23 protein-coding genes are annotated in these 23,605 nt (G+C 37.6%); 6 read left to right on the top strand and 17 right to left on the bottom strand.

From position 1 onward, the window contains the following. The 6 genes from tuf to ACXITR_RS10145 form a co-directional block, all read right to left on the bottom strand. Entirely contained in the window at window positions 1-1,230 is a 1,230-nt protein-coding gene (tuf, locus tag ACXITR_RS10170; protein ID WP_457997114.1) for an elongation factor Tu, read from the bottom strand. 33 nt (window positions 1,231-1,263) lie between these two features. Beyond that, a complete protein-coding gene (gene fusA / locus ACXITR_RS10165; protein ID WP_457997113.1) occupies window positions 1,264-3,339 on the bottom strand; it encodes an elongation factor G in 2,076 nt (691 codons plus the stop codon). Between the two features lie 143 nt (window positions 3,340-3,482). After that, the gene (gene rpsG / locus ACXITR_RS10160; protein ID WP_457997112.1) at window positions 3,483-3,953 is read right to left on the bottom strand and encodes a 30S ribosomal protein S7; all 471 of its coding nucleotides are present in this window, start codon (window positions 3,951-3,953) and stop codon (window positions 3,483-3,485) included. A 30-nt stretch (window positions 3,954-3,983) separates the two neighbouring features. Further along, the gene (gene rpsL / locus ACXITR_RS10155) at window positions 3,984-4,358 is read right to left on the bottom strand and encodes a 30S ribosomal protein S12 (protein ID WP_015223305.1); all 375 of its coding nucleotides are present in this window, start codon (window positions 4,356-4,358) and stop codon (window positions 3,984-3,986) included. 206 nt (window positions 4,359-4,564) lie between these two features. Next, window positions 4,565-5,233, bottom strand: coding sequence for a phosphate signaling complex protein PhoU (phoU, locus tag ACXITR_RS10150; RefSeq protein WP_457997129.1), 669 nt, complete (start codon window positions 5,231-5,233; stop codon window positions 4,565-4,567). 99 nt (window positions 5,234-5,332) lie between these two features. Further along, a complete protein-coding gene (locus tag ACXITR_RS10145) occupies window positions 5,333-6,298 on the bottom strand; it encodes an NAD(P)/FAD-dependent oxidoreductase (RefSeq protein WP_457997111.1) in 966 nt (321 codons plus the stop codon). Between the two features lie 277 nt (window positions 6,299-6,575). Between ACXITR_RS10145 and ACXITR_RS10140 the strand changes: the two genes are divergently transcribed. Next, window positions 6,576-6,716 carry a hypothetical protein gene (locus ACXITR_RS10140; RefSeq protein ID WP_457997110.1) on the top strand — a complete coding sequence of 47 codons (141 nt, stop codon included), beginning with the start codon at window positions 6,576-6,578 and terminating at the stop codon, window positions 6,714-6,716. A 42-nt stretch (window positions 6,717-6,758) separates the two neighbouring features. Here ACXITR_RS10140 and ACXITR_RS10135 read toward each other — a convergent pair whose 3' ends face one another. Beyond that, on the bottom strand, window positions 6,759-7,151 hold the full coding sequence (locus ACXITR_RS10135) for a slr1601 family putative cell division protein (protein WP_457997109.1): 393 nt from the start codon (window positions 7,149-7,151) through the stop codon (window positions 6,759-6,761). Between the two features lie 357 nt (window positions 7,152-7,508). Between ACXITR_RS10135 and ACXITR_RS10130 the strand changes: the two genes are divergently transcribed. Next, window positions 7,509-8,708 (top strand): GNAT family N-acetyltransferase, encoded by a 1,200-nt coding sequence (locus ACXITR_RS10130; protein WP_457997108.1) that lies wholly within the window; start codon window positions 7,509-7,511, stop codon window positions 8,706-8,708. 67 nt (window positions 8,709-8,775) lie between these two features. Here the strand turns inward: ACXITR_RS10130 and ACXITR_RS10125 are convergent, their stop codons facing one another. Together ACXITR_RS10125 and ACXITR_RS10120 are read right to left on the bottom strand one after the other, a co-directional pair. Next, on the bottom strand, window positions 8,776-10,062 hold the full coding sequence (locus ACXITR_RS10125) for a glycosyltransferase (RefSeq protein WP_457997107.1): 1,287 nt from the start codon (window positions 10,060-10,062) through the stop codon (window positions 8,776-8,778). 17 nt (window positions 10,063-10,079) lie between these two features. Beyond that, window positions 10,080-10,922 (bottom strand): pentapeptide repeat-containing protein, encoded by an 843-nt coding sequence (locus ACXITR_RS10120; protein ID WP_457997106.1) that lies wholly within the window; start codon window positions 10,920-10,922, stop codon window positions 10,080-10,082. A gap of 262 nt (window positions 10,923-11,184) precedes the next feature. Here ACXITR_RS10120 and ACXITR_RS10115 point away from each other — a divergent pair, with 262 nt between their 5' ends. Next, window positions 11,185-12,798, top strand: a complete 1,614-nt coding sequence (locus tag ACXITR_RS10115) for an iron uptake porin (protein WP_457997105.1) — start codon at window positions 11,185-11,187, stop codon at window positions 12,796-12,798. A gap of 71 nt (window positions 12,799-12,869) precedes the next feature. Here the strand turns inward: ACXITR_RS10115 and ACXITR_RS10110 are convergent, their stop codons facing one another. Next, window positions 12,870-13,274, bottom strand: coding sequence for an NINE protein (locus ACXITR_RS10110; protein WP_457997104.1), 405 nt, complete (start codon window positions 13,272-13,274; stop codon window positions 12,870-12,872). 126 nt (window positions 13,275-13,400) lie between these two features. Here ACXITR_RS10110 and ACXITR_RS10105 point away from each other — a divergent pair, with 126 nt between their 5' ends. The 3 genes from ACXITR_RS10105 (at window position 13,401) to ACXITR_RS10095 (ending at window position 15,645) form a co-directional block, all read left to right on the top strand. Then, window positions 13,401-13,712 carry a DUF1825 family protein gene (locus tag ACXITR_RS10105; protein ID WP_457997103.1) on the top strand — a complete coding sequence of 104 codons (312 nt, stop codon included), beginning with the start codon at window positions 13,401-13,403 and terminating at the stop codon, window positions 13,710-13,712. Between the two features lie 122 nt (window positions 13,713-13,834). Next, window positions 13,835-14,164, top strand: a complete 330-nt coding sequence (locus tag ACXITR_RS10100) for a DUF760 domain-containing protein (protein ID WP_457997102.1) — start codon at window positions 13,835-13,837, stop codon at window positions 14,162-14,164. Between the two features lie 218 nt (window positions 14,165-14,382). After that, window positions 14,383-15,645, top strand: a complete 1,263-nt coding sequence (locus ACXITR_RS10095) for an ABC transporter substrate-binding protein (RefSeq protein ID WP_457997101.1) — start codon at window positions 14,383-14,385, stop codon at window positions 15,643-15,645. A gap of 59 nt (window positions 15,646-15,704) precedes the next feature. Here ACXITR_RS10095 and psaK read toward each other — a convergent pair whose 3' ends face one another. From psaK to ACXITR_RS10060, 7 genes are all read right to left on the bottom strand, one after another. Next, on the bottom strand, window positions 15,705-15,971 hold the full coding sequence (psaK, locus tag ACXITR_RS10090; RefSeq protein ID WP_457997100.1) for a photosystem I reaction center subunit PsaK: 267 nt from the start codon (window positions 15,969-15,971) through the stop codon (window positions 15,705-15,707). Between the two features lie 111 nt (window positions 15,972-16,082). Continuing rightward, window positions 16,083-16,994: a S1 RNA-binding domain-containing protein gene (locus tag ACXITR_RS10085; RefSeq protein WP_457997099.1), complete on the bottom strand. Its 912-nt coding sequence runs from the start codon at window positions 16,992-16,994 to the stop codon at window positions 16,083-16,085. 77 nt (window positions 16,995-17,071) lie between these two features. Further along, window positions 17,072-18,025 carry a diguanylate cyclase gene (locus ACXITR_RS10080; RefSeq protein ID WP_457997098.1) on the bottom strand — a complete coding sequence of 318 codons (954 nt, stop codon included), beginning with the start codon at window positions 18,023-18,025 and terminating at the stop codon, window positions 17,072-17,074. Between the two features lie 102 nt (window positions 18,026-18,127). Continuing rightward, complete coding sequence (gene recF, locus ACXITR_RS10075; RefSeq protein WP_457997097.1) at window positions 18,128-19,267, bottom strand: DNA replication/repair protein RecF; 1,140 nt, start codon at window positions 19,265-19,267, stop codon at window positions 18,128-18,130. 68 nt (window positions 19,268-19,335) lie between these two features. Then, window positions 19,336-19,932: a DUF2459 domain-containing protein gene (locus ACXITR_RS10070; protein WP_457997096.1), complete on the bottom strand. Its 597-nt coding sequence runs from the start codon at window positions 19,930-19,932 to the stop codon at window positions 19,336-19,338. A gap of 82 nt (window positions 19,933-20,014) precedes the next feature. Next, on the bottom strand, window positions 20,015-20,848 hold the full coding sequence (locus tag ACXITR_RS10065) for an MOSC domain-containing protein (RefSeq protein ID WP_457997095.1): 834 nt from the start codon (window positions 20,846-20,848) through the stop codon (window positions 20,015-20,017). Continuing rightward, complete coding sequence (locus ACXITR_RS10060; RefSeq protein WP_457997094.1) at window positions 20,849-23,482, bottom strand: replicative DNA helicase; 2,634 nt, start codon at window positions 23,480-23,482, stop codon at window positions 20,849-20,851. Window positions 23,483-23,605 lie beyond the last annotated feature (123 nt).

Here is a 23,605-nt window from a genome sequence, read left to right as displayed (position 1 = left end):
CTACTGTAAAATTTTGGCTACAGCACCCGCACCGATGGTACGACCACCTTCACGAATAGCGAAACGCATTCCTTGTTCGATCGCAATGGGGTTGATTAATTCAACGGTCATTTTGATGCGATCGCCAGGCATTACCATTTCAGCAGCGCTACCATCATCAGCGGTGAAGTCACTGATGGTTCCGGTTACGTCAGTCGTACGAACGTAGAACTGAGGACGGTATCCGGGGAAGAAAGGAGTATGACGACCACCTTCTTCTTTCTTGAGTACATAAACCTCAGCTTCAAACTTGGTGTGAGGAGTAATGGAGGAAGGTTTTGCCAATACCATACCGCGCTCGATGTCTTCTTTTTGAACACCACGAAGTAATAAACCTACGTTATCTCCAGCCATACCTTCGTCCAAGGTTTTTTGGAACATTTCTACCCCAGTTACGGTGGTGTTGCGGGTGTCACGAATACCTACTAATTCTACGGTTTCGCCCACTTTAACTCTACCACGTTCGATACGACCAGTGGCAACGGTACCACGACCAGTGATGGAGAATACGTCTTCTACAGCCATCAAGAAAGGCTTGTCAACGTCACGCTCAGGGGTGGGGATGTAGCCATCTACTTCATCCATGAGGGTCCAAATTTTGTCGGTCCACTCATTTTCACCTTTTTGAGTTTTGGGATTAGCAGTCATTTGTTCTACAGCTTTTAGTGCAGAACCAGAAACGATGGGAATATTGTCTCCATCAAAACCGTATTCGCTTAAAAGTTCACGAACTTCTAACTCAACCAATTCTAATAACTCTTCATCATCCACTTGGTCTTGTTTGTTTAAGAACACAGCTAGGTTAGGTACACCAACCTGTCTGGCTAAAAGGATGTGTTCACGAGTTTGGGGCATAGGACCATCGGCGGCAGATACTACTAAGATAGCTCCGTCCATTTGAGCCGCACCAGTGATCATGTTTTTAACATAGTCAGCGTGTCCGGGGCAGTCAACGTGGGCGTAGTGACGACCGGGGGTTTCGTATTCTACGTGGGCGGTATTGATGGTGATACCACGGGCTTTTTCTTCAGGAGCCGCATCGATTTCATCATATTTACGAGCTTTAGCTTGACCAGCCGCAGATAAGGTTAAGGTGATAGCGGCGGTTAGGGTAGTTTTACCGTGGTCAACGTGACCGATAGTACCAATATTAACGTGAGGTTTCGTTCTTTCAAATTTTTCCCGTGCCATTTTCTTTGTTTTTTCCTAATTTAAGTAATAAATTTATACGTATCCTGTATTTTTGGTAATAATACCTTGAGCTACATTTTCGGGAACTTCAGAGTATTTACTGAATTCCATGCTAAATATACCACGTCCTTGGGTCTTAGAACGAATATCTGTGGCATAACCGAACATTGTTTCTAAGGGAACTTTAGCAGACACCTTTGCGAGAGTGCTTTCTGTTTCCATTCCTTCGATAATGCCTCGACGAGAATTGAGATCCCCGATAATATCACCGACATAATTGTCGGGTACTTCTACCTCAACCTTCATCGTAGGTTCTAGCAAGACTGGTTGTGCTTTCTTCACTGCATCTCTAATTGCCATGGACCCAGCAATTTTAAACGCCATTTCGGAAGAATCCACATCATGATAAGAACCATCAATCAAAGTGACTTTTACATCAATAAGAGGATAACCAGCTATGATACCAGATTCACAGGCTTCTTTAACACCCTGTTGCACGGAAGGAATGTACTCTTTAGGAATTGCACCCCCAGTAATCTTGGAGACAAACTCAAAACCACTTCCTTCTTTTGCTGGTTCAACTTCGATCACTACGTGACCATATTGCCCTTTACCACCACTTTGACGGATAAATTTTCCCTCTGTTTGTACGGCTTTACGGATTGTTTCTCGATAGGCTACTTGGGGTTGACCCACGTTAGCACCGACTTTAAATTCCCGTAACATCCGATCCACCAGAATTTCTAAATGTAACTCTCCCATTCCTGCGATTACCGTTTGGTTAGTTTCGGGGTTGATACTAACTTTGAAGGTGGGATCTTCGTCAGAAAGAGATTGCAAGGCTTTGGATAGTTTATCCATATCCTGCTGAGTTTTTGGTTCTACCGCCACTGAGATTACAGGCTCAGGCACATAGAGAGATTCGAGAATGATCGACTCACTATCATCACATAGTGTATCACCTGTGGTGGTATTTTTCAAGCCGATCGCCGCCCCTAAATCTCCTGCCCTCAGTTCCTCTACCTCTATCCTGTCATTGGATTTGAGAATAATTAAGCGAGAAATACGCTCCTTAATATTTTTGGTAGAGTTGTAAATATAGCTACCTTTGGTAAGAACACCAGAGTATATTCTGAGAAAGGTTAACCTGCCAAAAGGATCCGATGCGATCTTAAAGGCAAGGGCCGAAAAGGGTTCTTCATCCCCTGCATGGCGTTCTCCTTCTTCACCACTGGGTAAAATCCCTTTGATAGCAGGGACTTCGTTGGGGGCAGGAAGGTAATCTACCACGGCATCTAGTAGCAGTTGAACTCCTTTATTTTTAAAAGCAGAGCCACAGAGCATGGGCATCAAAGTTCCCTTGAGGGTTCCTTGACGAATAGCTTGTTTTATTTCGGCTTCGCTAATCTCTTCTTCTGCTAAATATTTTTCTAGTAAGGCTTCGTTAGACTCAGCGATCGCCTCTATGAGATAACCCCGATATTCCTGAGCTAACTCTTTGACCTCGTCAGGGATGTCCACTTCTTTGATCTGTTTACCCAAGTCATCCTCATAGATTTTAGCCTTCATTTTGACCAAATCTACGATGCCAGAAAAACCATCTTCACTACCAATGGGAATTTGAATTGCCACGGCAGGAGCTTGAAGTCTTTCCTTAACCTGTTCATAAACACGAAAAAAGTTAGCCCCTGTACGATCCATTTTGTTTACAAAGGCAATACGAGGCACATGATAACGATTCGCTTGGCGCCAAACAGTTTCCGACTGAGGCTGAACCCCACCCACTGAGCAAAACACCGCAATTACCCCATCTAATACCCGCATAGAGCGCTCTACTTCGATGGTAAAATCCACGTGACCAGGGGTATCAATAATATTGATATGATGTCCTCGCCAATCGGTACTAATGGCCGCAGCGGTGATGGTGATTCCTCTTTCCCGTTCTTGTTCCATCCAATCAGTGACGGCATTACCGTCATGGACTTCGCCTATTTTATGAACGATACCAGAATAGAATAAAATCCTCTCTGTCGTGGTAGTTTTTCCCGCATCAATATGGGCTGCGATGCCTATATTGCGAATTTTTTCTAGGGGAATGGAACGGGTCACAGTTACCTCCTGCTGTCGAAATCTGTACTAGAATTTTGAGCTTAAATAAAAACTATTTACAATTTTACACTTTTCTTAACATAACTTCTTATTTTTTGATAATAAAATCGGTTATGGAGTCAAAAAGGGCGAATAAACTGTATTTAGTATCTGTAGTGAGCAAATGCTTTGTTTGCCTCAGCCATTTTATGGGTTTCTTCTCTTTTCTTGATAGCTCCCCCAGTTTCATTGGCTGCATCCATGATCTCGTTAGCGAGTTTCATAGACATAGTTCTACCGCTTCTTTTACGGGAGAATTGAATCAACCAACGCAAAGCAAGACTACTACCACGGGAAGGTCTTACTTCCATAGGAACTTGGTAGGTAGCACCACCAACCCTTCTGGCTTTAACTTCCACGAGGGGAGTTAAGTTTTTGATGGCTTGTTCAAAGGTTTCCATGGGGTCAGCACCAGTCCTCTCGCCAATAATCGCCATGGCATCATAAAGAATTGTGGCAGCTAAGGATTTTTTGCCATCTTTCATGATGCGACGAATAGTCATGCTGACTAAACGACTGTTATATACTGCATCAGGTGGAACTTCCACCACTTTAGCTTTACTTCTACGAGACATTTTCTATATCCTAAAATTTATTTACTTCATTTATGCTTTAGGACGTTTTGCTCCGTACTTAGAGCGTCCTTGTTTTCTGTCTTTTACACCAGTAGCATCTAGTGTTCCTCTAACGATGTGGTATCTTACTCCGGGTAAATCTTTTACCCTTCCGCCTCTGATCAAGACTACAGAGTGTTCCTGAAGGTTATGACCAATACCTGGAATATATGCAGTAACTTCAAAACCAGAAGTTAGGCGAACCCTTGCTACTTTTCTAAGAGCAGAGTTAGGTTTTTTTGGGGTGGTGGTATATACCCTAGTACAAACACCACGACGCTGAGGACATTCTTTTAATGCTGGAGATTTTGTCTTTTTCTGGATGGAGGATCTTTCACTCCGAATTAGTTGTTGAATAGTTGGCATGAGGTATGCTTTTTATACACTATTTTATGTATATATAAATATAGTTTGCCCTAGGATAATTTCTAGTGACAATCTCTGATCATACCCCACTTTTTCTTTTTTTGTCAATTGTTTTGTAATTAGTGGGTGCGGAAACAATTGACCATTAACCGTGGGCAATTAACAATTATATTTATTCCTTGTTGCCTTGATAAAGAGATAATTAACTAATTTCGGTAACCATTGACAATAAATGAAACTCTTTGGGCTATATTGGTGGCGTGGTCTGCCATTCTTTCGAGATAACGAATAACCAAGATTAGGAGTACGATGGGTTCTACTATACCGGGTACATTTTCTTGGTAAGCTAGACGGGCATAGAGGTTGTCGTAAGCGTCATCGATGGTGTCATCGAGAAATTTTATTTTTTCCCCTGCTTCGGCATCTAATTCTGTAAGGGCGACAATACTTTTGGCTACCATGAGTTGGGCTTGTTGAGACATGGTGGCTATTTCTTTCATACAGGGGTGAGGGGGATACAGTATGAGCCTTTGGGATATTTCCCCTAAGTCTTGGGCGTAGTCTCCGATGCGCTCTAAGTCTCGCACCAGTTGCATGAAGGCACTGAGGATGCGTAAGTTTTTGGGGGAGGGGCTTTGGCTGGTTAAAATATTGGAGCAATCTAGTTCTATTTGACGGTAATATTTGTCTATTTCTTGGTCTTGAATAACTATTTTTTGGACTGCTTCTAACTCTTGCTCAAATAAGGCTCGGTGGCTATATCGAAAGGATTCTTCTACTAATGCTCCCATTCTAAGGACATCTTGGGCTACTTGACTGGTTTTTTTTTGTAGCCTGATGTTGTCTCCTACTTTTATTTGTTCTGATAATGCTATTTGTTGTTGTAATGATACCACTTTATCTTTGCTCCAATTTTTCAAGCCCTATTAACATTAATAGCAGGAAAAAGTTAAACTGATATTAAGGTTGTTTACTTATTTTATTTTAAGGGCGATCGCACTGGCACTCAAAAAAGCACCTTCAACTTTACCAGATAGACACCAATCACCACAGACACCTAACCCTGCTTGGGCATCATAATAATAACCTCGCTCATTAATCCTTTCAGGCAAAGCATAACGCCAAAGATGCAAAGAATTGTAATGAAAGGCGGAAAACTTTAAGCCAAAAACCTCCTCGGTTTGTGTTAACAAATCCTGACTTATGCTTTCTCGATCATGATCCAGATGATCCATGGCATAGTTAAAGTTAGATTGAATAACAATGGCACCACCATCTCCACGATGGGGCTTAGTATCATTAGCACTTACCCACCCCAAAACGGGATGAACAAATCTTACGCCATCAAAAGGTAATGGGATTGTTTTTTTGGGAATAACCATTAGAGTAAAGCAAGGAAGCATTTTTATTTCGGTAATTTCCCCCTTAAAAGTACAGTCATCGGGTAATAAATCTGCCGTTTGGCTAGGGGGGGCCGTAATAACCACCGCATCATAATCACCATAACTATGATCGTTATCATCTACCAATGTCCAACTATCCTTATTTTTGGATATAGATACAATTCGGGTTTTTAGTTTAACAGTGGTGTCACCGCTTAAATATTTACAAAGACGATTCATGGCTTCATTCGGCACATATCTAATTTTTGCAGACTTATCCTCTATAAACGTCCCATTTTCCCACGAAGCAAATTTACCATTCCAAGGTTGCATTACCTCTCCATAAATGCTGATAAACTCTTGAAACTGACTATTACTTAAACCAAAATATTGAGTCCCATGATCAATATAACCCCAGTCAGTGCGACGGCTAGACATTCTACCCCCTACCCCTCTTGCTTTATCAAAGACTTGAACATCTACCCCTTTTTCTTGAAGTTTGGCAGCTAGGGTTAAACCTGATATTCCTGCACCGATGATGGCTATTTTATTGGTCATAGTTTTTTTTATTTGAAGGGTAAAAAATTAGCGATATATTACTTAATTTTACAACCTAAAACATTGATTTTTATTTTTTTTTAGTCAATTCTAATTATGTCAAAATTGCTAAGGCTTCCGATGCCAACTATATATTAAGTAATGCGAATAAACTCAAATAAATATTAAGGGTTTCTCATACTAGCTCCTTTATCACAGATAATAAAGGTATAAGGATAAGATAACAAAGCAAAATTATCTTTAAATTCTTATATATTAACTTAGGAGGAATTGTCCTATGAATATTTTAAGAATGTTAGAAGCGATTACCAGTTATTTAACGGAGGGTTTTATGATGATTTTTAGCCCTCAAGAAAATGAACTACCAGAGATAGGAGTTCAGCCTTTTGAATGTGTGCCTTACTCCGAGTCAAGGTAATTATCCATTGATTACACTGAAAGGGGTTTTAACCCCTATTTTTTATCTTTCTTCAACGAAAAAGATCGGTCGTAGATTAGGATCTACTTTATAGGTATTATCTTTCATTACTCTTCTGGAGGATTTGGGGTCAAATGTGGTGGAAAAATTCTCTTCTAATCTTTGAACTCTTGGGGATACTTTATTAATTTCTGCTTCGATTTGGCTAATTTGTGATTGTTGAATATCGTTGTAAGGTAATAGGTTTTTTACGCTGGTGATAGAAAAGGCAATAATACCTAGATTAAGTCCTATTTTAAAAACATTTTCAAGACTACGGTAAAGGCAATATTGTCTCAGTTGTTTTTTTGCTTCTTTTTCTTGTCTTTCTAAGAAAACGCTGTCAATGGTATTGTTGATAGGTTTATTTTTTTTAAATGGTTTAATGTTATTCATAGGGATAATATTTTTAATAATATTTTAATTTTTAATTTTAGTGTTAATTTTCAAAAATGATCTATTTGAGGGAAAAAAATTTGAGATAAGATAGGATTAGACAAAAAGCAATTATTGATGAGGTAATTGAATCGAGGTTTTAAGGAAAGAAGGAAATAAAGACAAGTTCTTGGATAGTGGTTATGATGATGGGTAAAGTTTAGGATTTTTATGATTAATTGTTAAGCTAGTATCTAATGGGCATCTTTATTGTTAAATTAACTACTTTATTCTAGGTGGGTGAGAGTTTTGTAATTTTTAAGATTTGTTTTTTGTCTTTTAGTTTTTAATTGTCGGTCTATATAAAAAAATAATATTATGAATACATCTACATTACCTAAATCCAGTTTAAAGATTCGAGGAGTACAATATCGAGATTTAGGGGCGATCGCCTCTTTGCTCCAAGAAAGATTATCATTAGAAAATAACTACCGTTTCGCTTCTCTGTTAGACCAAGTACAAAAGTATCAAAGTTGTTATGGCTTGTTGCAGGTGGCAAAAATGTTGCCCCCTAGTTGGAATAGGGATTTTTATGTGTATGTGGCAGAAAAGGATGGGCAAATTCAAGGATTAGTGCAGGTTGCCCCGTTTAATCAAAATCGTAGTACGTGGAAAGTTGAGTTAGTTCTAATCAATTACAATACTTCTTTAAGTCATTTACTCATCGGTAACTGTAGCATTGGCTCTCAATTATTACGTTATTGTTTCGAGAAAATTTGGGAAGCTAGAACATGGATACTAGAGGTCAATATCAATGAAAAGAGTACCCTAGGATTGTATCGGGAAAATGGTTTCCAACCCCTAGCCCAGATTACTAATTGGGAGTGTAATGCTGAGATTTTAGCAAAATTAGCGGAAAAAGAACCTAGTTTACCTAATCTTTTACCTGTGAGTAATGCCGATTCCCGTTTATTGTATCAGTTGGATTGTGTATCTTTACCCCCTACCATTCGACAGGTTTTTGATTTACACTTAGAGGATTTTAAAACGGGCTTTTTTACCTATGTATCGAAGGCCATCAAATCTTTTTGGGGTAAGGAAGAAACCATTAAGGCTTATGTATTTGAGCCTCAGAGAAAGGCAGCTATTGGCTATTTTAAGTTAACTATTTCGGAAAATGGTGCTAAACCCCATGGGGCAGATTTAACGGTGCATCCTGCCTATACATGGTTATACCCCAAACTTTTAACCCAGATGGCGGCGGTTATTCAGAAGTTTCCTCCTCAGTCTTTATTGCTTTCTTCGGGAGATTATCAACCTGAAAGGGAGGAGTATTTGGAAAAAATTGGAGCCACAAGAATAGAGCAAAATCTACTGATGTCTCGCTCGGTATGGCATAAGTTACGGGAGGCAAAGCCGTTGGAATCATTAAATTTACAGGAAGTTTTACAGGGTTTAAACCCCTCTCGCCCTGCTATTCCTACCCATTGGCAACCTTCTACCATTGAGAATCCCATTTATCCTTCTTCTCCTTTACATCATCAAAGTGATGAACAAAAACAAGGGGGGAAGAATTAATAATTGACAATTATTTTTGCCTCTTGCCTAATCACAACTACTATCCTAACTTGAGGTTAATTAATTTTTAATTGTTCGTTTTAGTGCTGTTTCCCCAGTTTAATTTGTAGTTTAGCCAAAAATTCCAAATGGTGGTAAGGGCGATCGCACTTAGATTAGCAATGTAGGGGTTAGGGAAAATAAAATTAACGATGAGGTTAAGAATAACCACATTCATCAATAACCCTGCTAAACAGATGAGATTAAATTTTGAAAATCTTTTGAGGGTATGAAAACGCCCTTTTTGGCATTGGGAAAAATCTTTAAATGTCCAACGGTCATTCCAGATAAAATTATTAATGATGGCAAATTCCGCCGCTATGATTTTACTGAGGGTTAAATTCCATTGCAGGGTGCTAGGGTCACTGAGTAGATATAATATGGTCATATCCACAAATACCCCTGTAAAACCGACCATCCCAAAACGAATAAAACGACTAAATGGCCATAGGGCAAGTCTTAATCTTAATAAATGGTGGATGTAGTCTCGATATTGTTTCCAAGTAACCTTGCTTTCCCCTTCTACTCTTTCTTGGAAAACATAACCCACTTCGGCAATACTGCGAAAATATCCCCGGGCTACCACTTCTATCAAAATCTTATAACCCACTGGAGCTAAAGTACAATGGGCGATCGCCTTTCTTCGTAGTACAAAATAACCACTCATGGGATCGGATATTCTGCCAACAGTATTAGGCAAAATTACTAAACCCAACAATTGAGCACCCCTAGACAAACAACGACGGAAAAAACTCCAATCGCTAACCCCTCCATTTTTCGCATGACGACTGGCTAATGCTAAATCCGCCCCATCACAAATACGCCCCAAAAGTTCTAATAAAATATCGGGAGGATGTTGTAAATCGGCATCAATTACCCCTAAAACTTCCCCCCTTGCCCCTTGCCATCCCCTAATTACTGCGGTGGATAATGAGCGCTCATTTTGCCGACGCATTACCCGTAGTTGTGGATAATTCTCCGTTAATTCTAAGGCTTTTTCCCAAGTGCGATCGGGGCTATCATCATCAACTATAATCAATTCGTAACGGCAAGGTATGACACCATCAAGGATGTGGCAAATTTTACTCACAATCTTCTCAATATTTTCCCCTTCCTGATAAGTAGGCAAAACAAGGGAAAACCATACTTCATAACTAGAAGTAGAAGCAACATTGTAAAGTTTCTCAGCCAAAGGTAAATGATAATGGGGCGTTGACTCCAAAGAATCAATTTTTAGTAAACCCGATGGCACTGGTAGTAAACTTGTATTATCTATTGACAAATTTTGCTCAGGGGGCAAATAATCATTTATCATAAATTATAAATCATAAATTATTTAATTTTTTTAGGATCTTTTTCCATTAATATAATCGGGCAATTATGAAAAGGTTGAATTAAATTCATTTTTGCTTTAATGGGGTCAAAATCTTTAGGAAATATCGTAAAAATATCGTAGCAACTATTCGTTAAATCAGCATTAGTTAAATCAGTTTTTTCCAAATAAGCTCCTGATAAATCAGCATTAATTATACTACTTTGAGTTAAATCAGCATTGGTAAAATTAGCTTTATGAAAATTGCCATAACTTAAATTTGACTTAATTAAATTACTGTATTCAAAATTAGTAAAAGATAAATTTAAATTGTTTAACTTTGCCTCTTCTAAATTAGAATTTTCTAAAATATTACTTGCCCTAGTATGGTTATTGAAAGTGAGTAAATCATTATCCTCTAAAAACATAACTATATAACGTTTTCTTTCCCCATCAAGTTCCTTAAGCGCCGCTTGAGTATTTGCCCGAAGAAGATTATCATTCTGTTGTAATTTCCAAAGGGGATAATTTAGGGTTAACTCTGTGGTTTGAGAAAGGTAATTATTAAGGATATTTTGACGATAACTTTCTAGTTGTAAATTGAAACTAGCATTACTATCTTGAAGTTGTAAAGGACGATATAAAAACTGTTCACTAAATATATTCGATATAGTTAAAAAGCCGATAACTAAAGTAGTTGCCGAAGTAATTAACGACCCTATAATAGGACCAATGGCTATTTCAGGAATATGAACAGAAGTAGTGATAGCTTCGGCGATCGCATTTATAAATGAAGATAAAGTTTTCTGAAAACGTTTAAAAATTTTGGGTAAAAATGAAGGCTTTTTATCAGAACTTGACATGAATAAATATCAAAAATAAAAAATAATTTATTGATAATTTAGCTATTCAGATAATAACAAAGGCAAAAGGTACCAATGGAGGGCAGTAATTATTAATTGTTCCCCATAAAATCATTTTATATTCTATAAAGTCATTTTTACCATGCTTATATTACATATATAGCCATAATTAGTATTAACTAATACAAAACCTCAATGTGAAGAATAGCTAGACTTTGATCGTCTTTCTTAACCAATTCTTAATAATCGTTGTGAGGTTGTAATGTCCAAAAAATCGGCTTGTTTTTCATTAAAGAGCATAACAAATTATAAATTAATTATTGCCCTTAGTACCCTAATAAGCACTAGCCCCGCCCATGCCCAAACTAATTTCATGGAAATTGATAACCAAGAATCCATGGGACAAGTTACCTCAGTAAATCAACTCAGCGACGTATCACCCACCGATTGGGCCTACGAAGCCCTCCGAAGCCTAGTAGAGCGCTATGGTTGTATTGTCGGTTATCCCGATCGCACCTTCCGTGGCAACAGAGCCTTAAGCCGTTTTGAATTTGCCGCAGGTTTAAACTCCTGTATGCAGTCTATCGAACGCCTAATCGGTACAGGAGGAGTAGAAGAAGGAGACATTGCCTCCCTACGAAGATTAATCAGTGAATTTGAAACCGAACTTGCTACCCTAGGCGCAAGGGTTGACAACCTAGAAGGTAGAGTTGCCTTTTTAGAAGATAATCAATTTTCCACCACCACCAAACTAGCAGGAGAGGTATCTTTTACCCTAGCCGATGCCTTTGGAGGAAATGTGACTAATCCCGCTACAGGCAATAGGGAAAACTTTAGCGCCCAAGCCACTCTCACCTCCAGAGTAAGACTACAAATGTCCACCAGTTTTACAGGGAATGATGTTTTATTCACCCGTCTAACAGCAGGGAACTTAGATAACTCCTTTGCTAGCCAAACCTTTACCAATGAGGGACGCTTTGCCTATGATGGACAACCAGATAACAATATCACTTTAGACCGTCTTCACTACTACTTTTCCCTCACTCCGAAGACAAGGATATTTACCATGGCGAGTTTAGGAGGACACCACTTCTATGCTGATACCTTCAACCCCGGACTAGAAGCTGGAGGCGGTGCAGGAGGTGCATTGTCTCGATTTGGAGAAAGAAACCCTATCTATCGTTTAGGATTAGGGGGACAAGGTATCGGATTAAGACAACAGCTAGGAGATAAATTTGAGTTTTCTGCTGGTTATTTGGCAAGGGGAGGAAATGACCCCTCTCCAGGTCGAGGACTGTTTAACGGTAATTACTCCGCCATGGGGCAGCTAGTCTTTAAGCCTAGTAACCGATTTAAACTTGGTTTTACCTACATTAAAGGTTATGATCCAAACGGTGCCGGTTCAGCTTTTAATTTTGGTGGCACAGGTACTAGATTTGGTAATTTACAAGGATTAGGATTAAATGGAATTCCTGTTTCTAGTGATTCCTATGGTATTCAAGGTCAATTAGATATTAGCCCAAGGTTTAGCCTTCGTGCTTGGGGTGGTTATACCGACGCTCAACTTCAAAACACTGGCAGTGCAGAAATTTGGAATTATGCTGTAGCTCTAGCATTCCCTGATTTAGGAAAAGAAGGTAGTCTCGGCGCTATTATCGTGGGTGCTGAACCCCATTTAACGGGGTTAACCTTAGGTGGAGTTAATCAAACTTTTTCTAATGATACTCCTTGGCACATCGAAGTATCTTATAAGTATCCCATTAACAATCGTATTAGCCTCACCCCCGGATTAATTGTTTTAACGGCTCCTAATCAGGATAGTGGTGCAAATGATCCAGTTTATATTGGTACTTTGAGAACAACTTTTACTTTCTAAGTAATTAAGTTTTTAGGCTCACAATTTTTTATCTTTGGCAAGGGGTTAAGCCCCTTGTTTTTTTGTCACAATTAATCTAGTAAAACACGACGTTTTTGTTCAAATTCGTATTCAGAAATTAATCCTTCCTGGCGTAGGTTTTCCAATTCTCTGATGGCTGATGCCACATCTACCGTATTTTTGGCTACCAAGGATTTTTGTTGTAAGTTGGCACTTTGATGGTCAATGTTGTTAAGATCAGAGGGTAGTATATCCTGAGATTGTATTAGGTACAACACCACATCCACAGCACAGGCAATTTTCACCATCAATGGGTTACTCCACCCCAAGACTAAATATAATACTCCCCAAATGGGTTGTCCTAAATAAAACTTGTGTAAACCACCAAAAGGGGCGATGCTACCAAGGAAAGCAAGAATAATGCTGATAACTTTTTTCTTGGAAAAATTATTAGGAGAATTGCCAGAAAATTGCATAATAACAAGGATAATACGGAAATCCGTATTCAAAAACTTATGTATCTAATCATATAATTAAACTTAGCAGACCGCAGAATTTTATTCACCATAACTGATACAGTATTGCACTTGAGAGGAAGAAAGATGAGTTTTTTTGATTCGGAAGTAGTACAACAGGAAGCTAAACAACTATTTGAGGATTACCAATCCCTGAGTCAATTGGGGAGCGAGTTTGGCAAATTTGACCGAGAGGGGAAAAAAATCTTTATTGAAAAGATGGAAAATATGATGGATCGTTATCGTATTTTTATGAAAAGATTTGAGCTATCGGAGGATTTTATGGCAAAAATGACCATCGAGCAATTAAAAACTCAGTTAAGTCAATTTGGTACTACTCCTGAACAAATGTTTATGCAGATGAATCAAACCCTTGAAAGGATGAAAAAGGAAATTTAAGGTAGTATTAATACTTTTTAGGTTCGGTTATTCTGAATCAAGAAAATATTTAATAGTGAATTATTTATAGTAAATAGTTATTTTGAAAGGACAGTAATTCTAAAGTAATTGAGGAGTATAAAATGAATCAATCATTTAATCGTCAATCAAATTATTTTAATGGTCAAGATGATGATAATAGTTTATTAAAGTATCTGCAATCTTTAAGCCCAGAGGCGATCGCCCATTTGTCACAACCTCAATCATCGGAAGTATTTCAGGTGATGGAAAGAAATATTACTGGTTTGTTAGGAAATCTCCCAGCGGAAGGTTTTGGGGTAATGGTTAGTACCAGTCGTGATAATCTTGGTAAACTACTGGCATCGGCAATGATGAGTGGTTATCTTTTGCGCAATGCGGAACAAAGAATGGACTTTGAAAAGGCTTTATTAGGTTCTGATGATTCAAAATAATCAGTAATTTTAGCATTAATAATTTTAAGTAATTTTGTGAAAAGTTAAACTATTATTCACATCCTAAGGGGTTCGTACCCCTCCCCTAATCACTGGTAATATTGCTTTATATTAGGTAAAAAATATTTTTTATCATTATTATTTATCTCCCATATTTACGATTACCACACTTTATTAAAATATAATTATTAGTAACCCATTTTATTCATTATTTTATTTTGAAAATTAAGCATAATTTTATAACCCTTTTTACAGTCCTAATTTTAATTATCCCTTTCCTATCTGGTTGTCAAAACTCCACAGGAGGGGCGGATGGTGTCACGAGAATTACTTTTTGGCACGGTATTAATCCCCCTGAAAATAGAGAAATTTTCAACGAGCTACTAGATGAGTTTAATAAAAATAACCCCGATATAGAAGTACAGGGATTGTATGTGGGGCAACCCGATGAGCAGTTACCAAAAATTATTGCGTCGGTGGTAGGAAATCAACCCCCCGATGTGTTGTGGTATGTACCCCAGCTAACGGGAAAATTGGTGGATTTGGGGGCGCTTAAGCCTTTAACGCAATGGTTTGAAAATTCTTCCCTAAAAGATGAAATAGAACCTGCGATGCTCTCTACCATGGCCCTAGGAGATGAAATTTGGTCTGTACCTTTTGCCACTAACAATACAGCGATGTTTTATCGTCCCAGTTTGTTTGAGGAGGCGGGGGTGAATGAATTGCCCTCTAGTTGGGATGAATTTGTGGCGGTGGCAGGGCGCCTAACCAAGGGTGATGAGCAACATGGGGTGTTACTATCTTCGGGGACAGGGGAATTTACGGTTTTTGCTTGGTTACCTTTTATCTATGGTGCTGATGGTTTCATTGTGGAAAATAATCAACCTAATTTGACTAATGAGGGGGTTAAAAAAGCCTTAAGTTTGGGGGCGGAGTTGGTGAATAGTGATTATGCTATATTATCAGCCCCTGATCGTGGTTATGAGTTGGATGACTTTATCAGTGGTAGGGTGGCAATGCAAATTACTGGACCTTGGACTTTGGCTCAGTTGAAGCAAAGTGGCATTGATTATGGTGTGTTTCCTCTGCCTGTGGTAGATAAACCTGCGACGGTGTTGGGGGGAGAAAGTTTGTTTGTGTTTAGGACTAATGAGCGCAGGGAGGAGGCTTCGTTACGATTTTTGGAGTATATATTGGGGGAAGAGTTTCAGCGGGAATGGGCTTTACAAACGGGTTATTTACCCATTAATCGGTTAGTGAGGGATAGTGAGCAGTATCAGCGGTTTGTGGCGGAAAATCCTGTTTTAGAGGTATTTTTGGAGCAGATGGATAATGCTTACACTCGTCCTATTATCTCTGATTATCCTACCATTTCAGAAAATTTGGGAAGGGCGATCGAATCTACTCTGTTGGGGCAAAAGTCTGCGGAGGATGCCCTAGAAGAATCCCAGAGAAGAATCAATTTATCCATCGGCAACTAAATAAAAAACCCCCTCCATAATCCTTTTTCGAGGAGTGAGGGGGAAAATTGATAATGGAATTATAATGCACCAAGATTTGCCAATCCTAGGATTACCCCAACACCAATAAGATGACCTAGGCTAGTGGTAGCTAGTAGGGCGGGGAAACCCATGCCACCAAATAAAGCTGGGGAAGGTAGTTGAGGGCCTGCACTAGGATATTTGATGGTAAATTTACCAATGGCGATCGCAACGATATTGCAAACAATCATGGTAAAAGCAACATTAGGACTCCATTCAAGGGTAGTAGGGATGGCAGTGGCAACCATAGAAGTAAATTGAAACATTTAATACTTTTCCTAAAATATATAAAACGGTTTTCAAAGTCTTTATTCTAAATGCCAAAAGAAAAAAATGATCTTTTTTGTTGCAATACTTTGCAATTAATCAATAATTACCTATGACTCCTCTTTTTTACCCTGATGAGTTGCCCATCTTTCCTCAGCATTTTCCATCACCGACTCACGCTTTTCTAAAAATTCCCCCGGATAGCTTTCCAAAACCTTAGTAGAAAGAGAAATACGATTTTTAACAGTGTCAATTTCCATTACCACTACCTTAATTTCTTCTCCCACCTTAAAAATATGACTAACCGACTCAATATGTCCGCCACTAATTTGTTTAACGTGCAATAACCCTGCGATGCCACCAAAATCAACAAAAACACCATAGGGCTGAAGTTTTACCACCTTACCCTGTACCACCTCATGCTCTTGTAACTGAGCCATGGCTGAAGACTTAGCAATATTTCTCTGACTTAAAACAATTTTATTTTGCGCCCTATCCAACTGTAAAACATTAGCAGGAAGAGTTTGATCCATCAAATCATCAAAATTTTCCTTCTCAATTAAATGAGACTTAGGAATAAAAGCTCGTAAACCGTCAATTTGCCCCGTTACACCGCCACGATTTACCCCAGTAACCAATACTTGTACTAATTTTCCTTTCTCTTGAATTTCTGTCAAGTTATCCCAAGCCTGATCAATGTATAATTGACGACGAGATAATTTTACTTGTCCTTCCGAATCTTGTTCTTTGATAATTAAAAACTCAAACTCTTCATCTAGGGGTAAAACTTCGCTCACATCCCCAAAAGATTGCCATGCCGCTTCACTAAGAGGCACAAAACCGGGAGACTTACCGCCAATATCTACATAAACACCACTAGAATCGTGTTGAAATACTTTTCCCTTTACCACCTCTCCCTTATTAAAATGATAGTCGTATTGTTCTTGCTCTAAGGCTTTAGCGAAGTCATCCATAGAGAAGTCGGTGTTTTGTCCTTGAGAGGGATTAGAATTAGCGGTCATAATCAAAAATTAATTGAGTTATCAAACAAATACCTTTAATTATAAAGGTTTATGCCCCGGAGTGAAGGAATATATTTTTAGCTATCTTGGGCTACATCTAATAACTCACTCTCTAACACAATTTTGTCTCTACCATTATTTTTAGCTCGATATAAAGCTCTATCTGCCCTAGATACTATTTGATCTATATTTTGATCCATCTCTTGATATTGAGCAATACCCACACTAACGGTTATCTTAAATTTATCATTATCCACAGGCAGAGAAATTTCGGCTATTTTTTCCCGAATACGATTCGCCACGTGTTTAGCCTTATCAATTAGAGCATCATAAACCACCACAATAAACTCTTCACCGCCCCATCTAGCACATAAATCTTCCCCTCTAATGGATTGCTGACATTTTTGAGCCACCAACTTAATGGCGATGTCTCCTACGGGATGTCCATAGTTGTCGTTAATGCGTTTAAAATGGTCTATATCAAAGATAATCACAGAAAAGTATGTTTTTTGCCTTTTGGCACGATTAAATTCTCGATTAGCTAGGTTAAGAAAATGGCGACGATTGGCTATTTGGGTTAATTCATCGGTGGTAGCTAGTTTTTCTAAATCTACTAGGGCTTTTTTAAGCTGATCTCTGGTAAACTTTAGCTCAATGTGAGTTTGAATTCTTGCCAGTAACTCTTCATTATTAAAAGGTTTTGTCACATAATCTACTGCACCTGAGCGAAAAGCTTCTATAACATTTTCTTTTGCGTCACTAGCTGTTAAAAAGATGATGGGAATTTCTTTATAGTGACTTTTAGCTTTAATCAATCTACATAGTTCTAAACCGTCAATTTTGGGCATCATTAAGTCTAGCAACATTAAATCTGGCTTAATGTGATTAATCAAGCTCAAAAATTCTTCACTATCTCCAAGCACCTTAATTTGATACCCTGCCTTAGTGAGTATTTTCTCTAGCACGATACGATTAATCGAGTTATCATCCACTGCTAGAATTAAAAAATTTTGTGGATTATATTCAGCCATTAAAGATAATTTAGAGCTAAACTATGATTTTTTATGTTAGTTACTGTTTTATTATGTTATCTGATTATTTTGGTCAGTACAGGAGCTAAAAAAAGTTACATTTTATTTAAAATATAATTTTCCCCCTTGAACTTTGATAATCTGAGCTTGATTTAATAAATTAGTTTCAAAATAGTTTAAGTGTGTTGTTGTTATTATAGTTTGAAAACGATCGCCTAGGGAATCTAATAATTGTTGTTGTCTTTTTAGATCCAATTCTGCCATTACGTCGTCTAATAATAATAATGGTGGCTCTCCTACAACTTGTTCAATAAGTTGCAATTCAGCTAACTTTAGAGCCAAGACTAAAGTCCTCTGTTGTCCTTGGGATCCATAGTTTCTTGCTACGGTATCATTTATTATAAACTCTATTTCGTCTCGATGAGGTCCTACTAGGGTATTTCCTAAGTTTATTTCTGCATTTTTTTTGTGTTCTATTTCACCTTTTATGGCGTTTTGCACACTTTCAGGGGTATCATTTTCTCCATGGATGTTAGGGGCATAGTTAATTAATAATTTTTCAGTTTTATTACTGATTTCATCGTGCCAAAACTTAGCAAGGGGTTCTATTTTATGTAATACCCTTGCCCTTCTTCTGATAACCCTTGAACCTGCTTCGGCGAGTTTATCATCCCATAATTTTAGCTCGATCGCCCTTATTTGTGATAATTGCTCAACGGTGGAGATGCCTGATTTTTTAATCTGTTTTAATAGGGCATTTCTTTGTTTTAAAACATGGTAATAATTTTTGATTAATTGATAATAAATTGGCTCTAACTGAATTAGCAAACTATCTACCCAACTACGTCTATACTCAGGACTTCCTCGTACTAAATCTATATCTAAACTAGAAAAAAGAACAGTATTTAATAAGCCTAGAAATTCAAAATTACGACTAACTTTTTCTTGATTTATTTTTAGGTCTTTTTTACCTTTTGCGGGGATAGTGATACTTAGGTCATAGTCAGCATATTTATTTTTTATGGTGGCTTGTATTTGTCCATAAAGACGATTATGATAAACTAATTCTAGGTCTTTACTACTGCGATGACTTTTTAGGGTGGATAGTAGTTCAACGGATTCAAGAATATTAGATTTTCCTTGAGCGTTATCTCCTAATAAAATTATTTTATTACTGGTAAAGTTTATTTTTTCTTGAATATAATTTCGGAAATGTTGGAGATATAATTGCTCTAAAAACATGAAATATTTATGATTATTTGAATAAAATAAGACCTAGTTATAATGTTATTTTTTATTAATTTTGTTCATCAGTACAATAAAAACCTAGGCAAAATAGTAATTCCTTTTACTTTACATTCCATGGTTTCTAACCATTCCACCACTTGATGATTACTGTTGTAAAACATAGTATAGTCTTGATTGTCTTTCACAAATTGGATGCGACCAGCATTATAAGTAATTTTACTATCTATATTCTGTCTGAAACGATGTTCTAGGTTAGCTCGTAATTTGAGCATTTTTTCTTGGGCAACTTGGATTTCTAAAAGGTTGATTCTCGGTTGGGCTTCGATAATTGCTTGGAGGGTGGTTAAGTTGTTAATTTTCTCTCGTTTTAATGTTCCTTGGGTGGGAATAAAAAGGGCTTTGAGAGTGGTTAAAAAGTCTTGATTTCCTAGGGCAAAGTATTCCCAATCACCATAAGCATACTGTATCAGTTTTTCGGTGCGATCGGGTAGTACCAATCGAGAATGAAAGCCATAATCTACCACATAAATTGTTGCAGGTTTTTGAGGCTCTGTGGGCGGGATAATGATGGTGGGGCTAAAAATTACGATTATCAGTTGGACAAATATAAAAATAGTGGTAATTAAAAGGATATTTTTGCGACGAAAAATAATTGTCATCTATTTCTATGAATTTTGAGATATTATCACCATTCCCCACCTAAACGAGAAATCATATTTAACGTCAGTAATGCCCCTATTATCAATTATCCATTGTCAATTTTCCATTATTTAAGGCAATCATATTTTGTCCAAACATAATGCCCTGTTGAGGTATATTACGAAAGCTACTGAGGGTTTTTAGGGGTTCATTTAAAGGGTTTACACGGGCGGTTTTTTGGTCTGTGGTGGTTATTTGACAACGGCTACAGGGTTTGGCTACTTTAAATTTTATCTGCCCGAGGGTAATGGTTTCCCATGTGTCTTCGATGAAGGGGGTATCAGTTTCAATGACAATATTAGGGCGAAATCTATCCATGGATATTTGTTGCTGTTGGTGGGGGTAGTTTTCTTCTAATTTTTGGTTGAGGTATGCAAGGGAAGCGGTGTTGGTTAGTAGGTAGGGGAAGCCATCGGCAAAACTGACGGGTTGATTTTCTTGGGTACTATATTTGGGGTTAATGGCTCGAATTTTTTGGTCATTTTGTTTAACTAGGTGACAACCTTTGACGGACAGAATTTCTTGAAACCATTGGGCAACTTCTTTTCCTTGATTAATGGCTAAAGTGCGATCGCCCCATACTTGTACTTCAACCATATTACCCTGATTTTGAGGAATGAAGGTAACCGAATCCATGGAGGAATCATCGTAACTGAGGGTAATTTTTTCGCCGTCAATGGTTACTATAACTCTGGCTAGTTGAGGATATTGTCTTTGGGTGATAAACTTGCCTAGATCATCAACGATCATGAAGTTGCGATCGTAGTATAAACTATTATTACTATCGGATAAACCTTTTTCCCCTACTTTGGCACAAGAAAGATGTATTCCTCGACAGGATTTGATGGGATAAAAAATAAGCTCTTTTATTCTCATTTAACCTCCCCTTTTCATGTTTAAAAATTGGGTAAATTCTGGACGAAATAGGAGTTTTATTAATCCAGTAGGACCATTACGATGTTTTGCCACAATTATCTCAGATACGCCTTGATCAACACTATCAGGATTATAGTATTCATCACGATATAACATTAACACTAAATCCGCATCCTGTTCAATGCTGTTGTGAACATAAATATTTTGAGCTACAAAATTATGCAAATTAGGTACTGTTAAGTCATAAACTTTTTCATTACCGATAAATTCAATTGTTTTAATTTTATCCCAGTACATATCACTATTGGCTATTCTTTCTAATCTATCTAATTCCAATTTATACGCAATTTTATTTGCTCTAGTTCTGCTAATATTTCTTTTATAAAAACTACTTCCGCAATAATTACTTCCAACAAGAGCCTGTAATTTTCTTTCAGTAAGATTAAGTTTTTCTTTTCCTTTCTTTACTTCATATGTCCAAATTTCAGAAGGAATAATATCTCTATTTGTGTTTTCTTTACCTAGGCTTAATATATATTTATTAACACTATCTATTATTTGTTTTTTCTCTGAGCTAACTGCACCTATTTTGTTTATGAATATGTTAATTTCAGATTTGCCTGTGACCCACACTTGGTATTGTTTTCTTCCTTTTGTTCCTTGATTTACTTCTTTTACAGTGGCATTAATACCAAGCCTTAACAGTAATGTTTGTACACCGCTAGTTAATTTTTCACTGCTGGATGTATAGTAAACACTTGGATAATGAGACTTATTTTTTGATAGATGAATACAACCATCAGTGCTCCATAAATGACGTAAAAAAATTGTGATTGCGTTTTCTGATTGTTTAAAAATAAGATCAGGGATAAACTTCTGGTAAGAACGTAAACCAAAAACTGATAAATTTTCCAGCCATTTTGTTATGGGATTTTTTGTACCTTTATAAAGATGATAATTTGAAGTTAAATAAACCTGATACCATTTTTTTTCAAGTTTAATATTAGGTTTAATTTCATTTCCGAATATTTTAGTTGCTAATTTGACAACCATGTGGGCTAAATCTAATTCACGAGTCGTATATTGGATCGAGTGAGATGGTAAAGTACAACCATCACCAATGAGATGACCAAGTAATGCTAATTCATCATTGGTAATAGTCTGAGTTTGAGGATTGGGCAAGAAACGGGGCATTGAAATGCGATCGCCCTTTTGTAAACAATCCAACCTTTGCCAACCATCATACCGTAAAAATTTATGGTTAGCCGTTGCCTTGATAGTACGCCCTAACTCAGTAGTTATCTGCCATATAGGCTTAATACCCGTACAAAAAGCATTGCTAACCAACGCCCTTTCCATTTTCATCGTTTTTTCATTTAAAGCCCAAATAGCAAAGTCTGATTTACCCGCTAAATCCCTGATGGGAATTTCTTCCCCAGAATCTGCCATTGTCACTAAAGAATCACCACTCAAACAGCCCGATTCTCTCAAATCCGATAACATAGGGCGTTTATTCGTTCGTTGCTCAACTGCTCGACTCAACTGGGATAGAGCGATTACAGGGGCATTAATTTCCCTTGCCAAACCCTTGAGCGCCCTTGTCATTTTTGACAATTCCTGCACACGGTTATCACCGCCTCCCTGCATCAACTGCAGATAGTCCAATAATACTAACCCTAATTTGCCCTTACTTTCTGCCTGTAAACGCCTAACTTGCGATCGCATTTGCATCACCGTTAAATTAGCAGTATCATCAATATAAATAGGTAACTCCGCCAAAGTACCCATAGCACTCATCAAAGGCTCCATCTCTTGCTCCGTAATCCTTCCAGACTTGAGGCGATTACTCTCTACCCGTGACTCTGAAGACAATAAACGCATCGCCAACTGCTCTCTTGACATCTCCAAACTAAAGATTGCTACCGCCAAATTAGAATGTTTTGCGATATTAGAAGCAATATTAAGAGCAAAACTTGTCTTCCCCATCGAAGGCCTAGCCGCAATAATAATTAAATCTGAGCGTTGAAAACCCCCTGTCATACCATCTAAATCATAAAACTCTGAACTGATACCGGGTAATGCGGTTTTTTCTTGGAATGCTTGAATCTCGGTAAAAGTATCAATTAAAGTCGTAGAAATAGGTACTAAACCTTCTTGGATTCTTGCTTGAGTTAAACTGAATATTTTTTGTTCAGATTCATCTAAAACATTATCTAAATCTTTGGTGGTATCAAAACCTAATTCCCCTATTTCTTTGGCAGTGGAAATTAATAAACGTCTGATATATTTTTCAGTAATTAGAGGTACATATCTTTCAATATTTGCAGCGGAAACAGTACGATCTAATAAACTAATTATTTTTGTATTTCCCCCTACTTTTTCTAGTAAACCTTGGTCACTTAACCAAGTAGAAACGGTCATTAAATCGATGGGTTGACCTTGAAAATAAAGAGTCCTGGCTGCTTCATAGATATGACGATAGGCTTGAACATAAAAGGCTTCTGGTTGTAATATGTCAACAACTTTACCCATGGCATTGGGATCAAATAATATGCTTCCTAATATTATTTCTTCTGCTTCTATATTTTGAGGGGGTAATGATGATCCTGCTAAATCTGGGGTAAAATCGTCCATTTTATCTAATCTATATTCTTGAAAAATTTTAATGGGGGTTGAATAAAAAGTAGGGAATGAGAAACGGTTTTTAATTATTAATAAATAATCTAAATAGTTGTTACCATTTATTAATACCAAAAT

It is taken from the genome of Cyanobacterium sp. (genome assembly GCF_054166785.1).
This window is presented reverse-complemented; position numbering and strand designations above follow the sequence as displayed.

Excerpts from the sequence above, each read along its gene's own strand:
- ACXITR_RS10115 (WP_457997105.1), top strand. The coding sequence starts at position 11,185 with ATGTCCAAAAAATCGGCTTGTTTTTCATTAAAGAGCATAACAAATTAT.
- ACXITR_RS10100 (WP_457997102.1), top strand. The coding sequence starts at position 13,835 with ATGAATCAATCATTTAATCGTCAATCAAATTATTTTAATGGTCAAGAT.
- ACXITR_RS10070 (WP_457997096.1), bottom strand. The coding sequence starts at position 19,932 with ATGACAATTATTTTTCGTCGCAAAAATATCCTTTTAATTACCACTATT.
- ACXITR_RS10130 (WP_457997108.1), top strand. The coding sequence starts at position 7,509 with ATGAATACATCTACATTACCTAAATCCAGTTTAAAGATTCGAGGAGTA.
- ACXITR_RS10105 (WP_457997103.1), top strand. The coding sequence starts at position 13,401 with ATGAGTTTTTTTGATTCGGAAGTAGTACAACAGGAAGCTAAACAACTA.
- tuf (WP_457997114.1), bottom strand. The coding sequence starts at position 1,230 with ATGGCACGGGAAAAATTTGAAAGAACGAAACCTCACGTTAATATTGGT.
- ACXITR_RS10110 (WP_457997104.1), bottom strand. The coding sequence starts at position 13,274 with ATGCAATTTTCTGGCAATTCTCCTAATAATTTTTCCAAGAAAAAAGTT.
- psaK (WP_457997100.1), bottom strand. The coding sequence starts at position 15,971 with ATGTTTCAATTTACTTCTATGGTTGCCACTGCCATCCCTACTACCCTT.
- ACXITR_RS10065 (WP_457997095.1), bottom strand. The coding sequence starts at position 20,848 with ATGAGAATAAAAGAGCTTATTTTTTATCCCATCAAATCCTGTCGAGGA.
- ACXITR_RS10135 (WP_457997109.1), bottom strand. The coding sequence starts at position 7,151 with ATGAATAACATTAAACCATTTAAAAAAAATAAACCTATCAACAATACC.
- ACXITR_RS10140 (WP_457997110.1), top strand. The coding sequence starts at position 6,576 with ATGAATATTTTAAGAATGTTAGAAGCGATTACCAGTTATTTAACGGAG.
- ACXITR_RS10120 (WP_457997106.1), bottom strand. The coding sequence starts at position 10,922 with ATGTCAAGTTCTGATAAAAAGCCTTCATTTTTACCCAAAATTTTTAAA.
- recF (WP_457997097.1), bottom strand. The coding sequence starts at position 19,267 with ATGTTTTTAGAGCAATTATATCTCCAACATTTCCGAAATTATATTCAA.
- ACXITR_RS10080 (WP_457997098.1), bottom strand. The coding sequence starts at position 18,025 with ATGGCTGAATATAATCCACAAAATTTTTTAATTCTAGCAGTGGATGAT.
- ACXITR_RS10145 (WP_457997111.1), bottom strand. The coding sequence starts at position 6,298 with ATGACCAATAAAATAGCCATCATCGGTGCAGGAATATCAGGTTTAACC.
- ACXITR_RS10060 (WP_457997094.1), bottom strand. The coding sequence starts at position 23,482 with ATGGACGATTTTACCCCAGATTTAGCAGGATCATCATTACCCCCTCAA.
- ACXITR_RS10085 (WP_457997099.1), bottom strand. The coding sequence starts at position 16,994 with ATGACCGCTAATTCTAATCCCTCTCAAGGACAAAACACCGACTTCTCT.
- rpsG (WP_457997112.1), bottom strand. The coding sequence starts at position 3,953 with ATGTCTCGTAGAAGTAAAGCTAAAGTGGTGGAAGTTCCACCTGATGCA.
- rpsL (WP_015223305.1), bottom strand. The coding sequence starts at position 4,358 with ATGCCAACTATTCAACAACTAATTCGGAGTGAAAGATCCTCCATCCAG.
- ACXITR_RS10125 (WP_457997107.1), bottom strand. The coding sequence starts at position 10,062 with ATGATAAATGATTATTTGCCCCCTGAGCAAAATTTGTCAATAGATAAT.